The following is a 13,577-nucleotide window of genomic DNA, read 5'->3' as shown; positions in this document are numbered from 1 at the left end:
ATTTATCAGGTTTTACCGCCGGACATCTTGTCGCAGCCACGGTCCTGTCGGAGAGGTGTTGCACTGCAACATACAGACAGGACATCCCATGACGGACTTTTCCACCTCCCGCCCGCGCCTCATCATCCCCTCGCTCGGCAGCATCTATTCGGCGCTTGGCGAAAGCGCGGAAACGATCCTGCGCGTGGCGGCCGGCCTGCTTCTTGTCACGCATGGCTACGGCAAGATCCTGAACCCCTTCGGCGCAAGCGGCATGGTGGAAAGCCTCGGCTTCTATCCCGGTGCCTTCTGGTCGCCGCTCTTGTCCGCCACCGAATTCTTCGGCGGCATCCTGATCGCCATCGGCCTCTTCACGCGCCCCGCCGCCTTCGCGGCGATGATCGTGCTGGCCGTCACCGTCTATTTCCACGGCATCGTGCAGGCCGAAGGCCTGATGGGCGCGGAAAAGTCCATCCTCTGGGCGCTGATCATGTTCTATTTCGTCATCCGCGGCGCAAACAGCCACTCAGTCGACGCCAAGCTCGGCCGTCAGTTCTGATCCGTCTCTTCGCGCGGCTGTGGCCTTTCCCGCAGCCGCGCCTTGACGAGCGCGACCAGCGTCTCGCCGTCATAGGGCTTGCGGGCGACGGGAATGACCTCGAAGCCCGCGACGCCATCGCGGTGGATCTCGCCGACGGTGGTGAACAGAAGCGGCACGCGCGCCTCGATCAGCCGTTCGATACGCGCCGTGATCCGCGTCGCGTCAAGCGGCACGTCGAGCAGGCACAGGTCGATATCCGCCAGCGCCGCCGCATCCCACTGGTCGAGCTGTTCCGGCCGCAGCAGTGAAATGCGGCAATCGAGCGCCGCCTTGATCAGATATTCCGCGTCGAGCGCAATCAGGAATTCGCGTTCGGCGATCAAGATGTGCGGAAGAGATGGTTCCATGGCGCCGCACTCCTCATCCATGCGAACAGCCGGAATCACCGGCGGTTTTGGAGGCGGAATGTGAGCTGAGGACGGTGCACTGTCATTTAAAAAAGACATAGTGTTTCGCTGCACGGAACAAGTGTGCACGCTTCACGTTCAGCAAGCCAGCCCGGCGCTCCGGGCTGCGAACGGAAGGGGCAAAACAATATGGCGAGCAGCACGGCGGGCAACCATCCCTCGAAATGGCGCACGCCCTGCCATCAGTGTCCCTTGCGAGACCTGTCAGGCTTTCGCGATTTTTCCGCCAAGGAACTCGACTTCGTCTCGCAGTTCAAAAGCGGCGAACTGTCGAGCGAGCGCGGCGCCACCATCCTCGTCGAGGGCATGCACAGCGCCCATCTCTTTACCGTGCTATCCGGCTGGGCCTTTCGTTACAAGCTGCTGCCCGATGGCCGACGGCAGATCATGAACTATGTGCTGCCCGGCGACCTGCTCGGCCTGCAAGGCAGCCTGATGGGGGAGATGGACCATTCCGTCGAGGCGCTGACGCCGGTGACGCTCTGTGTCTTTGAACGCTCCAAGCTGGAGCGCCTGTTCGAGCGCCATGCGTCGCTCGGCTACGACCTGACCTGGATCGCCGCGCACGAGGAGCGCATCCTCGACGAGCATCTGCTCAGCGTCGGCCGGCGCACGGCGCTGGAGCGCACGGCCTATCTCCTGTCCTTCATCCACCAGCGGGCACATTCGGCCGGCGTCAACGGCGGCCGGCGCGTCATTCCGATCACCCAGCAGCATGTCGCCGATACGCTCGGCCTGTCGCTGGTGCACACCAACAAGACGCTGCGCAAGCTTTCAGAGCGCAAGCTAATGCGCTGGCAGGACAAGGGCTGCGAAATCCTCGACGGGGACGGCCTTCAGGCTCTCGCCGGCTGGGAGGGGCTGAAAGAAGGTGCGCGCCCCTTTATCTAGCGCTTTTATAGGCGCAATTCCGGACGCAAAACCGCTTCACACTTTTGCTGGAATTGCTCAGGCCACGTCCCAGTGCAGCGGGAACATCGGGTCGAATACCGTCACCGGCCCGGCCCCGGTCTCGATCTTCGCCGGGAAGGCGACGGGTTCGGCCCGCTTCACCAGCCGGATCGTCTCTTCATTCACCGGCAGGCCATACCAGGCCGGGCCGTTCAACGAGGCGAAGGCTTCGAGCGTGTCGAGCGCGCCGTCCTGTTCGAACACATGGGCGAGGCAGCTCATCGTGTTGATCGAGGTGTAGATGCCGGCACAGCCGCAGGCGCATTCCTTCAGCGGATCGACATGCGGCGCCGAATCGGTGCCGAGGAAGAAGCGCTTGTCGCCGGAGGTGGCGGCCGCGCGCAGCGCCAGCCGGTGCTCCTCGCGCTTGGCGACAGGCAGGCAATAATAATGCGGGCGGATGCCGCCGACCAGGATGGCATTGCGATTGATGATCAGGTGATGCGTGGTGATCGAACCGGCGAGGTTCGCCTTTGAGGCCTTAATGTAATCGACGCCGTTTTTCGTCGTGACGTGCTCCATGGTCACGCGCAATTCCGGCAGGCGCGTGCGCAACGGGTCCAGAACCGTCTCGATGAATACGGCCTCGCGGTCGAAGATATCGACCTCCGGCGTCGTGACCTCGCCGTGCACGCAGAGCGTCAGGCCGATCTTCGCCATGCGTTCTAGCACGGGCATGGCCTTGTCCATATCGCGCACGCCGCCATGCGAATTGGTGGTCGCGCCAGCCGGATAGAGTTTCACGGCACGGATCAGGCCGCTTTCGTAGCCGGCTTCCACGTCGTCGGGGTTGGTGTGCTCGGTGAGATAGAGCGTCATCAGCGGCTCGAACCGGTCGCCCTTGGGAAGGGCGGCGAGGATGCGGTCGCGATAGGCGGTTGCATCCGCAGTGGTGACGACCGGCGGCACCAGGTTCGGCATGATGATCGCGCGGGCGAAATGGCGGCTCGTGTCGCCGATCACGCCTTCCAGCATGGCGCCGTCGCGCAGGTGCAGGTGCCAGTCGTCCGGCCGGCGGATGGTCAGTTCAGTGGTCATCGGTCATCTCCCGCGTGTTGCGGCTGCGATAGCATCCGCGGGCGACAACGACAATCGCCTCAGAAGGTGTCGATGGTGAGATCGGCGGGGCGCGAGTTCTCCAGGATGCGCTTTCCGTTCGGCAGGTCGTTGCCGTAGAGCTTCCAGCCGATCTGGTCCTCCGGCAGCGCATAGCCCATCCAGCGCCGGCGCAGCCGCTCCTCCAGCACGGGGTAGGGCGGGCCGACGAAGATGGTGAAGTCGAACTTGCCGTCGAGCCCGTCCCAGGGCGCCTCCTTAAAGAGCAGATAGTTGCCCTCGGCGAGGATGAAGCGGGTTTCGCGCGGGATGGCGCGGGCGGCATTGATGGCGATCTCGCGCGACCGGTCGAAAACCGGCACCAGCACTTCGCCCTCCGCCCGTTTCAGCGCCGTGACGATATCGATGAAGCCGCGGCCGTCGAAGGATTCCGGCGCGCCCTTGCGCGGCAGCAGGCCACGCTCGGCGAGAATGCCGTTGTCCATGTGAAACCCGTCCATCGGCAGGATTTCGGCGCTTTCGCCGCGGGCGACGAGCCCGTCGCGCAACGCTTCGGCCAACGTCGATTTTCCTGCGGCCGGCGGGCCTGCGAGGCCGACGAGGAAGCGGCGCGCGTCCCCCGCGCGCCGCTGGAGTGCATCCACGATAGTGGCGGGCGAGATCATGCCGCAATCGCCTCCGCCGGCAGCTTGGCGCCGGTCATGAAGGCGACGGCGTCGGACATGGTGTAGTCCTTGGGGTTTATGACCGTCAGCCGCCGGCCGAGCCGGTGGATGTGGATGCGGTCCGCCACCTCGAAGACATGCGGCATGTTGTGCGAGATCAGCACGATCGGAATGCCGCGCCGGCGCACGTCGAGGATGAGCTCCAGCACGCGCCGGCTTTCCTTGACGCCGAGCGCTGCCGTCGGTTCATCGAGGATGATGACCTTCGAGCCGAAGGCGGCGGCGCGCGCCACCGCCACGCCCTGGCGCTGGCCGCCCGACAGCGTCTCCACCGCCTGGTTGATGTTCTGGATCGTCATCAGCCCGAGTTCCGAAAGCTTGTCGCGGGCGAACTTCTCCATCGCCGAGCGGTCGAGCTTGCGGAACCATTGGCCCATGACGCCCGGTTTGCGCAATTCGCGGCCGAGGAACATGTTGTCGGCGATCGACAGTGCCGGCGACAGCGCGAGGTTCTGGTAGACGGTCTCGATGCCGGCCTTGCGCGCCTCGATCGGCGAGCGGAAGTTGATCACCTGGCCCTGCAGGCGGATTTCGCCTTCGTCCGGCGTGATGGCGCCGGAGATCGCCTTGATCATCGAGGATTTGCCGGCCCCGTTGTCGCCGATCACGGCGAGGATTTCGCCGGGATAGAGGTCGAAGTCGGCATGGTCGAGGGCGGTGACGCGGCCGTAGCGCTTGACGAGCCCTCTTGCCGTAAGGATGGGAGCGGTGAGAATGGGTTCCATCAGCCTGCTACCTTTCTGATCCACTGGTCGATTGCGACTGCCGAGATGATGAGGACGCCGATCAGGAGATAGGTCCATTGCGGGTCCGTGCCGATGAGGCGAAGGCCGAGCGAGAACACGCCGACGATCAGCGCGCCGAAGATCATGCCGAGGATGGAGCCGCGCCCGCCGAACAGCGAGATGCCGCCGATCACCACGGCCGTGATCGATTCGATGTTTGCGAACTGGCCTGCCGTCGGCGAGACCGAACCGATGCGGCCGATGAGCGCCCAGCCGGCGAGCGCACAGATGAGGCCGGACAGCGTATAGATCGAGACCAGCATGCGCTTGACGTTGACGCCGGCGAGTTCCGCCGCATCCGGGTCGTCGCCGACCGCATAGACATGGCGGCCCCAGGCGGTGTGGTTCAGCACGTACCAGAGCAGCGCCACGAGCAGCACCATGGCGATGACGCCATAGGTGAAGACCGCGCTGCCGAGCTTGAGGTTGTTGCCGAAGAACTGGAGGAGCGGCGCCTGCGAGGAAATGTCCTGCGAGCGGATCGTCTCATTGGCCGAATAGAGGAAGTTCGAGGCGAGGATGATCTGCCACATGCCGAGCGTGACGATGAAGGGCGGCAGTTTCATGCGGGCGACGAGCAGGCCGTTGATATAGCCGCAGAGCGCGCCGCAGGCGAGCCCGCAGAGGACGGCGACCGTCGGCGGCAGGCCGTAGCGGAAGGTGAACTGGCCCATGACGACCGAGGACAGCACCATGATCGCGCCGACCGAGAGGTCGATGCCGGCCGTCAGGATCACCAGCGTCTGCGCCGCGCCGACGATGCCGACGATCGCCACCTGCTGGAGGATCAGCGTCAGCGTGAAGGCGGAGAAGAACTTTCCGCCGAGAATGACGCCGAAGATGGCCACCGACAGCACGAGCACGATGAGCGGCACGGCCGCCGGGCTCGAATGCAGGAAATGCTGGAATTTCTGGATGGGCGTCTTGTCGTGCGTGTCGAAGGATGCGACCTGCGTCGCGCTGCCGGACAGCACCTTCTCGAATTCCTGCGATGGCTGCGAGGGTTGCGAACCCTGCGAGGCCGTCGTTGTCTCAGTCATGATCCAGTTCCTCCCCTTCCGGGTGCCGACCGTCGCGGCTTGCCGGATGAAATGGTGTACGGACGCACCGATCGGGCGCTTTTCGCGCACCTGCCGCCATTTTTGGGCGGTCTCCTCCCCAAGCGGTCCCGGCTGTCGCCGTCGCCTGCCGAAGAAGGGTGCCCATGTCTTGTGCGAATGTCAAAGCAGGGTGCGTTTCACGCGGACCCCATCCGTCCGTAGCGGAATGCCGGCCCGGTCAGCTCGGGCCGGCGTGGTGGAGCATCAGCCCCAGCACTTGTCCTTGCCGGCCTTGGTGTCGATGGATTCGACGCCGGCTGCCGGCTTGTCGGTCACGAGCGTCACGCCCGTGTCGAAGAAGTCCTTGCCTTCGGTGGCCTTCGGCTTTTCGCCGGTGTCGGCGAACTTCTTGATCGCCTCGATGCCGAGCGCCGCCATCATCAGCGGGTACTGCTGCGAGGTCGCGCCGATGACGCCGTCCGCGACGTTCTGCACGCCCGGGCAACCGCCGTCGACTGATACGATCAGCACGTCGCCTTCCTTGCCGACGGCCTTCAGCGCTTCATAGGCGCCGGCTGCTGCCGGTTCGTTGATGGTGTGCACGACATTGATGGTCGGATCCTTCTGGAGAAGGTTTTCCATGGCGGTGCGGCCGCCTTCCTCGTTGCCGTTGGTCACGTCATGGCCGACGATGCGGGCATCGTCCTCGTCGCCGATCTTGCCGATGTCCTTAACGTCGATGCCAAAGCCCTTCATGAAGCCCTGGTTGCGCAGCACGTCGACCGAAGGCTGCGAGGGCGTCAGGTTGAGGAAGGCGATCTTGGCGTCCTTGGCGGCGTCGCCGAGGGTGGCGGCAGCCCACTTGCCGATCAGCTCGCCGGCGAGCAGGTTGTCGGTGGCGAAGGTCATGTCGGCGCTGTCGACCGGCTCCAGCGGCGTGTCGAGCGCGATGACCAGCAGGCCGGCATCACGCGCCTTCTGCACGGAGGGAACGATGCCCTTCGTGTCGGAAGCGGCGATCAGGATGCCCTTCGCGCCGTCCGCGATGCAGGTCTCGATTGCCGCGACCTGGCTTTCCGAATCGCCGTCGATCTTGCCGGCATAGGCCTTCAGCGTCACGCCGATTTCCTTGGCCTTGGCTTCGGCGCCTTCCTTCATCTTGACGAAGAAGGGGTTTGTGTCGGTCTTGGTGATCAGGCAGGCGGTGGTGTCGGCGGCGAGAGCCGGCGAGGAGAAGGCGACGCCGAGCGCGAGCGCGCCGAGAGCGGCGGAAATGATGGTTTTCTTCATGGTAATCCTCCCAAGGACAGAACGGGATGCGCCCCTCTCCTGGGGCCATCCGGTCGCAGGGTGGCCAGCAGCTCCTCCGCCGGCAGACCTCGCTTCCGACCGTGAAAAGAGCACCAAAAGAAATCGCTGTCAATAAATAAATCGAATTGAATTATTAATCCAATGTGTCATGCTCCAGCAAAACAAGGGCGTGTCGTTTCCGGTGGAAGAGCGGAACGGCAGCCGATAAGAGGACGGGAGAGGCGCAGGACGCCGCGACCGGCACGGGAGGAGACGATGAGAAAGAATGCCGCGACGGCACCCGCCGCGCCGGCCGAAATCCTCGACCCGAGCGGGGGCGCCAACCAGGTGCGCGTGCGGGCCTATAACGAGCGCCTGGTCATGTCGCTGGTGCGTCGGCACGGCAGCCTTTCCAAGGCCGAGATCGCCCGGCGCAGCGGCCTTTCCGCCCAGACCGTGACGGTCATAATGCGCGCGCTGGAGGCGGAAGGCCTGCTGATGCGCGGCGCGCCGATGCGCGGCAAGGTCGGCCAGCCCTCCGTGCCGATGCGGCTCAATCCGGATGCCGTCTATTCCTTCGGCCTGAAGATCGGCCGCCGCAGCGCCGATCTCGTCATGATGGATTTCGTTGGCGGCATCCGCCGGCAGGTCCGCCGTACCTTCGCCTATCCTATGCCCGGCCCGCTGCTCGCCTTCGTGCAAGAGGGGCTTGCCGAGCTGGAGGCGGCGATCACCCCGCAGGAGCGCGCCCGCATCGCCGGCTTCGGCGTCGCTGCCCCCTTTGAGCTCTGGAGCTGGGCAAGCGAGGTGGGCGCGCCGCAGGCCGACATGGACCAATGGCGCGGCGTCGACCTGGAGGCGGAGATCGCCCGGCGCGTGCCCTATCCGGTCGTCTTGCAGAACGACGCGACCAGCGCCTGCGCCGCCGAGCTCGTCTTCGGCCTCGGCCCGCAATATCCGGATTTCCTCTATCTGTTCATCGGCTCCTTCATCGGCGGCGGCGTGGTGCTGAATTCCGCACTCTTCACCGGTCGCACCGGCACGGCCGGCGCCATTGGCCCGCTGCCCGTGCAGGGTCGCGACGGCGAGACCGTGCAGCTCCTGAAGATCGCCTCGATCTACCGGCTGGAGAATCTTCTGCGCGAGCATGGCATCGATCCGAAACCGCTCTGGTATTCGCCGGACGACTGGATCGAATTCGGCGCGCCTCTCGAAATCTGGATCGACGACATGGCGGCGGCGCTCGCCCAGGCGGTCGTGGCGTCGGCCTCCGTCATCGACTTTTCCGCCGTCATCATCGACGGCGGCTTCCCGGCCTGGGTGCGTGAGCGCGTGGTTGCCGCCACGCGCGCCGCCGTTGCCCGCCTCGACCTGCAAGGCGTCACTTTGCCAGAAATCCTCGAAGGCGCCGTCGGCAGCCACGCCCGCTCGATCGGCGGGGCCAGCCTGCCGCTGTTCTCCCGCTATCTTCCCGACCAGAACGTCCTCTTCAAGGAGCTTGCCTGAATGCTGAAAGGTATCGACCCCATCCTGAGCCCGGAGCTGCTCGCCACGCTGCGTGCCATGGGCCACGGCGACGAGATCGCCATCGTCGACGGCAATTATCCGGGCGTCGAACATGCCCGCCGGCTCATCCGCCTCGACGGCGTGCCGCTGTTGCCCGTGCTCAACGCCGTGCTTTCGGTGCTGCCGATCGACGATTTCGTCGACGAGGCGATCTTCCGCTCCACCTTCCGCCAGGAGCGCGACACGCTGCAGCCCGTGCACCACGAGATCATCGATTGCTGCGCCCGCCGCGAGCCGACGCGCACCGTTGTGCCGCTGGTCGGCGCCGATTTCTACAATCGCGTGCGCGCCGCCCATACGCTGGTGCAGACGAGCGAGCCGCGGCTCTATGCAAATGTGATCCTGCGCAAGGGCGTCATCTATCCCTGACCCTGTTCCATCCGAAACAGCGCGAGGCGGGGCGATGTGGGAAAGTCTGATCACTGGATGAGAGAGGCTCATCCCTAACAGAGATCAGGAGAGACCCCATGCGCAAGTTCATCGTTTCCGCCACCGTTGCCCTCGTCGCCGCCGTTTCCTTCGCCGCTCCCTCGCAGGCCGGCTACTACAGCTACGGCTATGAATCCTATTGCTTCATCAAGAAGGTGAAGTCCTACGACTACTACGGCAATGTTATCATCAAGAAGATCAAGGTTTGCCGTTGATTTCTTCCTTCCGCCGATCCTCCCCGCCTTGCCCGGCTCGAAAGAGCCGGGTTCTTTCTGTTCAGGAGCAATTCCAGCAAAAGTGTGGAGCGGTTTTGCGTCCGGAATTGCGTACAACAAGGAGATAGAGCGTTTTCGCTCTAAACCCTTGAACGAAGCGAAAGGGCGTGATTGTGTCGCGTCCTATCGAAAAGCAGGAGTTTCACATGCGGGTGCTGGTGGTGGAAAACGACAAGGTGACCCTTCTCGGTCAGATCGGTGTCGCGCTGGAAGAGGCGGGCGCCGAGATCGAGATCTGCCGGCCGCATGCCGGCGACGCCATCCCCGCCGACGAGACGAACCATGACGCCATCGTCGTGATGGGCGGCCCGCAGAACGCCCGCGACGACGAACGCCACGCCTATCTGCCGGCGCTGGCCGGGCTGATGCGCCGCTTCGGCGATGCGGAAAAATCGGTGCTCGGTGTCTGTCTCGGCAGCCAGCTCCTGGCGCGCGCCTATGGCGCGGAAAACCTCATCGGCACGGCGCCGGAATTCGGCTGGTGCACGGTCGCGCTGACGAAGGACGGCACCGGCGACCCGGTTCTCTCGGCCGCGGCAAGCAGCTTCCCGATCTTCCAGTGGCACAGCGACACCTTTGCGATGCCGGAAGGCGCCGTGCGGCTTGCCACCAACGGCGCTGCGGAAAACCAGGCCTTTCGCATCGGCCGCGCCGTCTATGGCACGCAGTTCCATTTCGAAGCGAGCCGCACGGTCGTCGATGAATGGGTGAGCACGTTCGGCGCCCTCATTCCGACGCTTGCGCCCGGCTGGCTCGAACAGCGCGAGAGGCTCGCCGCCGAAAACGGCCCCGGCGCCGACGCCACCGGCCTTGCCATCGCCCGCGCCTGGGTGGCGACGATCGCCGCCGCCGAGTCCCGCCGCGTCGCCTAGTTGTTTGAGATTGCCGCGGCGAAGCGTGTCGCCGCGGCATGCAGCACCTCCGGCGCAAAGCCGGAAAAGCCGATGACCAGACCCTGCCGCGGCGGGTTGGTGACCGCCATGGACGAGAGCGCTCGCACACCGAGACCAACCCTTCGCGCAATCTCCACCGCCGCTGTATCGGCAAGCGAATCAGGCAGGCCGGCGACCAGGTGCAGGCCCTGGTCGGGCACGTCGACCGAGAGGTTTTTCGCCGCCGAAAGCCCCGCGACCAGCGCATCGCGCGCCGCCTGCGCGTGCCGTCGGGCGCGGCGCAGATGGGCGGCGAAATGGCCCTCGCGCAGGAGGTCGGTCAGTGCGGCTTCGGCAAGCGTCGGCGGGCTGCGGTCGGTGCGGCTGCGCAGGGCCATGATGGTTTCGAGCAGCGGATCCGGGATGACGGCATAGCCGAGGCGCAACCCCGGAAACAGTACCTTGGAGAAGGTGCCGAGATAGATGACGCGGCCGCTGTCGTCCATGCCCTGCATGGCGGCGAGCGGCGGGCCGGCAAAGCGGAACTCGCTGTCATAGTCATCCTCGATGATCCAGCCGCCGGTCTCGCGCGCCCAGTCAATGAGGGCGAGCCGGCGGCGCATGCTCATGGTCACGCCGAGCGGAAACTGATGCGACGGCGTCACATAGATCGCCCGCGCCCCCGCCGTCGCGAGCGATATGTCGGCGCCCTCGGCATCCACCGCGAGGCCGGAAAGGCCGAGGCCCGCGCCGGCAAAGGCGGCCCGTGCGCTCGGATAGCAGGGGTCCTCGACCATCACCCGGTCGCCCGGCTGAAGCGCGCTGCGGATGACGAGGTCGATGCCCTGCTGCGTGCCGGTCGTAATGACGATCGACCGCGCCTCGCAGCGCACGCCGCGTGCCTGCCGGAGATAGGCGGCGACCGCCTGGCGGAGTGCCGCGCCGCCGCGCGGATCGCCATAATAAAAGTGTTCCGGGCCGGGGCGGGCAAGATGGCGCGCCAGCAGCGTGCGGAACAGGTTAAGCGTGCGCGCATCGGCCATCGCCACGCCAAGCGTGCCGGGCAGCGGCATTTTCGCCTCGGTGTTTTCGGTTTCCACCGGCAGAGTGGATTTCACGACGGGCACCCGGTCGGCGACGAAGGTGCCGGCGCCCGTGCGCGCCACGGCATAACCTTCGGCGATCAGCGTTTCGAAGGCGGCGACCACGCTGCCGCGTGCGATCTTCAGCCGTCCCGCAAGGTCACGCGACGGCGGCAGCTTGCTGCCCGCCGGAATGGTCCCCGCCTCGATCAGCCGGCGCAGTTCCCGATAGAGCGCCGGCGTGCGTTTGCCCGCCGCCGGCAGCACGGGAATGAGCGACGACCAGTCCGGCAGATTGGTCCGAATTTTTTGGTCAGGATTGGTGCTTTTTCGATCCAATGGCATGACGCACCATGGCGGCACCCTGTTTGAAAGGCAAGACCGCATGCGTGCAGAAACCGACACCGCCGCCTATCCCATCACCCCGCGCAACCGCGTCAAGCGCATGCATGAGCGCGGCAGCTATGACCGCCAGGCCGTGCACGCCATCCTCGATGCAGCCATGCTCTGCAACGTCGCCTATGTCATCGACGGCCAGCCCTATGCGACGCCGACGCTGTTCTGGCGCAAGGGCGATACGCTCTACTGGCATGGCTCGTCGGCCAGCCGCATGCTGCGCCATCTCAAGGCCGGCACGCCCGCCTGCCTCACCGTCGCCCATCTCGACGGGCTGGTGCTGGCGCGCTCCGGCTTCAACCACTCGGCCAACTACCGCTCTGCCATGTGTTTCGGCACTGCACGCCTCGTCGAGGATTCTGACGAAAAGATCGAGGCGATGCGCGACGTCGTCGATCGCTTCTATCCCGGCCGCAGCGCCCTCTTGCGCCCCATCACGTCGCAGGAGGCCAAGGCGACGACGATCATCGCGATGCCGATCGACGAGGCCGCCGCGAAGGTGCGCGCCAAGGGCGTCGGCGACGACGAGGCGGATTTCGCCCTGCCGATCTGGGCCGGCGTCATTCCCGTGACGACCGTGCTCGGCGCCGTCGAAACCTGTCCCCGGCTCGTAGAAGGCGTCGAACCGCCGGAAATGCTCGGCCTTTTCCCGCCGGGCGCACGACTGGATACGTCGCTCCTCGCCGGCCAGGACGCCTACGAAGACGCTTAGCCGGCTACCAAGAGACGGCGGCAGGACCGGCGTCGTTTCGGCTGGGATGACGCAGGCGTGATCGCGGCCGGTGGCAGGATGGCTTGCCACCGGCGCGCGCAGCCGTTAGAGAACCCGCGCGCTGGACGACCAGCGCCTTGTTCGTTCCGGGGACGGCCCCTTATCTCGCAGTCGAGATAGGATGGCCCCGCGTGAACCCTTCACTCCCTACCGTTCCAAAATCAGCCGCACGCCTGTCGCGTGTCGTGAATCGCCGCGCCGCGATCACGGCACGCGCATTCTCCGTGCGTCCTGCTGCCTTTCCAAGGAAATCCGATGGCCGGACCCATTGAGCAATTCGAGATCAAGCCGCTTGTGCCCTTCCAGATCGGCGGGCTCGACCTGAGCTTCACCAATTCCGCCGCCTATATGGTGCTGACCGTCGTGGCCGCCAGCGCCTTCCTGCTCCTCGCCACGCGCCGGCGCGGGCTGGTGCCCGGGCGCTTACAGGCGAGCGCCGAGATGGCTTATGAATTCGTCGCGGCGACGCTTCGGGCCAATGCGGGCGAGCAGGGTATGCGCTTCTTCCCGCTGGTCTTCTCGCTCTTCCTATTCATCCTCGTCGCCAACCTCGTCGGCATGTTCCCCTATGCCTTCACGGTGACGAGCCACCTCATCGTCACCTTCGCGCTCGCCATGCTGGTCTTTGCCACGGTCACCCTCTACGGCCTGTTCAGGCACGGTGCCGGGTTCCTGAAACTGTTCGTGCCGGAGGGCGTGCCGCTGATCCTGACGCCGATCATCGTGCCGATCGAAGTGATTTCCTATCTCTCCCGCCCTGTCAGCCATTCCGTGCGCCTCTTCGCCGTCATGCTGGCCGGCCATATCACGCTGAAAGTCTTCGCCGGCTTCGTCGTCTCTATGGCCAGCCTCGGCACGCTCGGCATGCTGGGCGCGGTGCTGCCGCTTGCCATGACGGTTGCGTTGACGGCGCTGGAACTGCTGATGGCGATCATCCAGGCCTACGTCTTCACCATGCTGACCTGCATGTATCTGAACGACGCGCTGCATCCCGGCCACTGAGACAGACCCGGCCGTGCCGAAACGGCACAGGGTCGGGATTTTCCCGTTCACGCGATGGAAAGGCCCATGCCGTAGAAAGGCATTGCACCAACGAGGCCCCCGCAATGCAGATCACCGGCATCATGACCACGGCCCGCCAGGGCATGGCGACGGAAACCGCGCGGGCCGGCACGGCCGCCCGCAACATCGCCGGCGGCACCGGCGATCCGGCAATGGATATGCTCGATCTGGTCTCCGCCGAAATCGGCTTCCGCGCCAACGCCGCCGTCTTCGAGACGGGCGCGGACCTCTGGGAGGTCCTCGCGACCATCAAGCGGGATTAGCGCAAAGAAAAGGGAGGCCAGAGCCT

Annotated in this window: 16 protein-coding genes; 9 read left to right on the top strand and 7 right to left on the bottom strand. The window is 65.4% G+C overall.

Annotation, left to right across the window (positions count from 1 at the left end):
- The first annotated feature begins 88 nt into the window (after positions 1–88).
- Positions 89–538, top strand: a complete 450-nt coding sequence (locus tag GB927_RS16370) for a DoxX family protein (RefSeq protein WP_256118246.1) — start codon at positions 89–91, stop codon at positions 536–538.
- On the opposite strand, the gene GB927_RS16365 is transcribed toward GB927_RS16370, so the two are convergent.
- Positions 529–927: a response regulator gene (locus GB927_RS16365; RefSeq protein ID WP_256118245.1), complete on the bottom strand. Its 399-nt coding sequence runs from the start codon at positions 925–927 to the stop codon at positions 529–531. The genes GB927_RS16370 and GB927_RS16365 overlap by 10 nt on opposite strands.
- Before the next feature lie 189 nt (positions 928–1,116).
- On the opposite strand from GB927_RS16365, the gene GB927_RS16360 reads away from it, so the two are divergent.
- Positions 1,117–1,878, top strand: coding sequence for a Crp/Fnr family transcriptional regulator (locus GB927_RS16360; protein WP_256118244.1), 762 nt, complete (start codon positions 1,117–1,119; stop codon positions 1,876–1,878).
- 57 nt (positions 1,879–1,935) lie between these two features.
- On the opposite strand, the gene pyrC is transcribed toward GB927_RS16360, so the two are convergent.
- From pyrC to GB927_RS16335, 5 genes are all read right to left on the bottom strand, one after another.
- Positions 1,936–2,976: a dihydroorotase gene (gene pyrC, locus GB927_RS16355; RefSeq protein WP_256118243.1), complete on the bottom strand. Its 1,041-nt coding sequence runs from the start codon at positions 2,974–2,976 to the stop codon at positions 1,936–1,938.
- A 59-nt stretch (positions 2,977–3,035) separates the two neighbouring features.
- Positions 3,036–3,659, bottom strand: coding sequence for a nucleoside triphosphate hydrolase (locus tag GB927_RS16350; protein WP_256118242.1), 624 nt, complete (start codon positions 3,657–3,659; stop codon positions 3,036–3,038).
- On the bottom strand, positions 3,656–4,435 hold the full coding sequence (locus tag GB927_RS16345) for an ATP-binding cassette domain-containing protein (protein ID WP_256118364.1): 780 nt from the start codon (positions 4,433–4,435) through the stop codon (positions 3,656–3,658). Before GB927_RS16345 ends, GB927_RS16350 begins: the two co-directional genes overlap by 4 nt.
- Before the next feature lie 8 nt (positions 4,436–4,443).
- The gene (locus tag GB927_RS16340; RefSeq protein WP_256118241.1) at positions 4,444–5,544 is read right to left on the bottom strand and encodes an ABC transporter permease; all 1,101 of its coding nucleotides are present in this window, start codon (positions 5,542–5,544) and stop codon (positions 4,444–4,446) included.
- Positions 5,545–5,808: 264 nt separating this feature from the next.
- The gene (locus GB927_RS16335; protein ID WP_256118240.1) at positions 5,809–6,834 is read right to left on the bottom strand and encodes a sugar ABC transporter substrate-binding protein; all 1,026 of its coding nucleotides are present in this window, start codon (positions 6,832–6,834) and stop codon (positions 5,809–5,811) included.
- A gap of 276 nt (positions 6,835–7,110) precedes the next feature.
- Between GB927_RS16335 and GB927_RS16330 the strand changes: the two genes are divergently transcribed.
- From GB927_RS16330 to GB927_RS16315, 4 genes are all read left to right on the top strand, one after another.
- Positions 7,111–8,340, top strand: a complete 1,230-nt coding sequence (locus GB927_RS16330) for an ROK family transcriptional regulator (protein WP_256118239.1) — start codon at positions 7,111–7,113, stop codon at positions 8,338–8,340.
- Positions 8,341–8,769 (top strand): RbsD/FucU family protein, encoded by a 429-nt coding sequence (locus GB927_RS16325; RefSeq protein ID WP_256118238.1) that lies wholly within the window; start codon positions 8,341–8,343, stop codon positions 8,767–8,769. It abuts the gene before it with no gap.
- Between the two features lie 98 nt (positions 8,770–8,867).
- Entirely contained in the window at positions 8,868–9,044 is a 177-nt protein-coding gene (locus GB927_RS16320) for a hypothetical protein (RefSeq protein WP_256118237.1), read from the top strand.
- A 206-nt stretch (positions 9,045–9,250) separates the two neighbouring features.
- The gene (locus GB927_RS16315) at positions 9,251–9,976 is read left to right on the top strand and encodes a type 1 glutamine amidotransferase (RefSeq protein ID WP_256118363.1); all 726 of its coding nucleotides are present in this window, start codon (positions 9,251–9,253) and stop codon (positions 9,974–9,976) included.
- On the opposite strand, the gene pdxR is transcribed toward GB927_RS16315, so the two are convergent.
- The gene (gene pdxR / locus GB927_RS16310) at positions 9,973–11,403 is read right to left on the bottom strand and encodes a MocR-like pyridoxine biosynthesis transcription factor PdxR (RefSeq protein ID WP_256118236.1); all 1,431 of its coding nucleotides are present in this window, start codon (positions 11,401–11,403) and stop codon (positions 9,973–9,975) included. The genes GB927_RS16315 and pdxR overlap by 4 nt on opposite strands.
- Before the next feature lie 40 nt (positions 11,404–11,443).
- Here pdxR and GB927_RS16305 point away from each other — a divergent pair, with 40 nt between their 5' ends.
- The 3 genes from GB927_RS16305 (at position 11,444) to GB927_RS16295 (ending at position 13,551) form a co-directional block, all read left to right on the top strand.
- On the top strand, positions 11,444–12,166 hold the full coding sequence (locus GB927_RS16305) for a pyridoxamine 5'-phosphate oxidase family protein (RefSeq protein WP_256118235.1): 723 nt from the start codon (positions 11,444–11,446) through the stop codon (positions 12,164–12,166).
- Positions 12,167–12,481: 315 nt separating this feature from the next.
- On the top strand, positions 12,482–13,228 hold the full coding sequence (locus GB927_RS16300; RefSeq protein WP_256118234.1) for a F0F1 ATP synthase subunit A: 747 nt from the start codon (positions 12,482–12,484) through the stop codon (positions 13,226–13,228).
- 104 nt (positions 13,229–13,332) lie between these two features.
- Positions 13,333–13,551, top strand: a complete 219-nt coding sequence (locus GB927_RS16295) for a hypothetical protein (RefSeq protein ID WP_256118233.1) — start codon at positions 13,333–13,335, stop codon at positions 13,549–13,551.
- Positions 13,552–13,577 lie beyond the last annotated feature (26 nt).

The sequence above is a fragment of the Shinella lacus genome (assembly GCF_010994755.1).
Lineage (GTDB): Bacteria > Pseudomonadota > Alphaproteobacteria > Rhizobiales > Rhizobiaceae > Shinella > Shinella lacus.
Note: the sequence above shows the minus strand (reverse complement) of the source record. Positions and strands in the feature narration are given on the sequence as shown.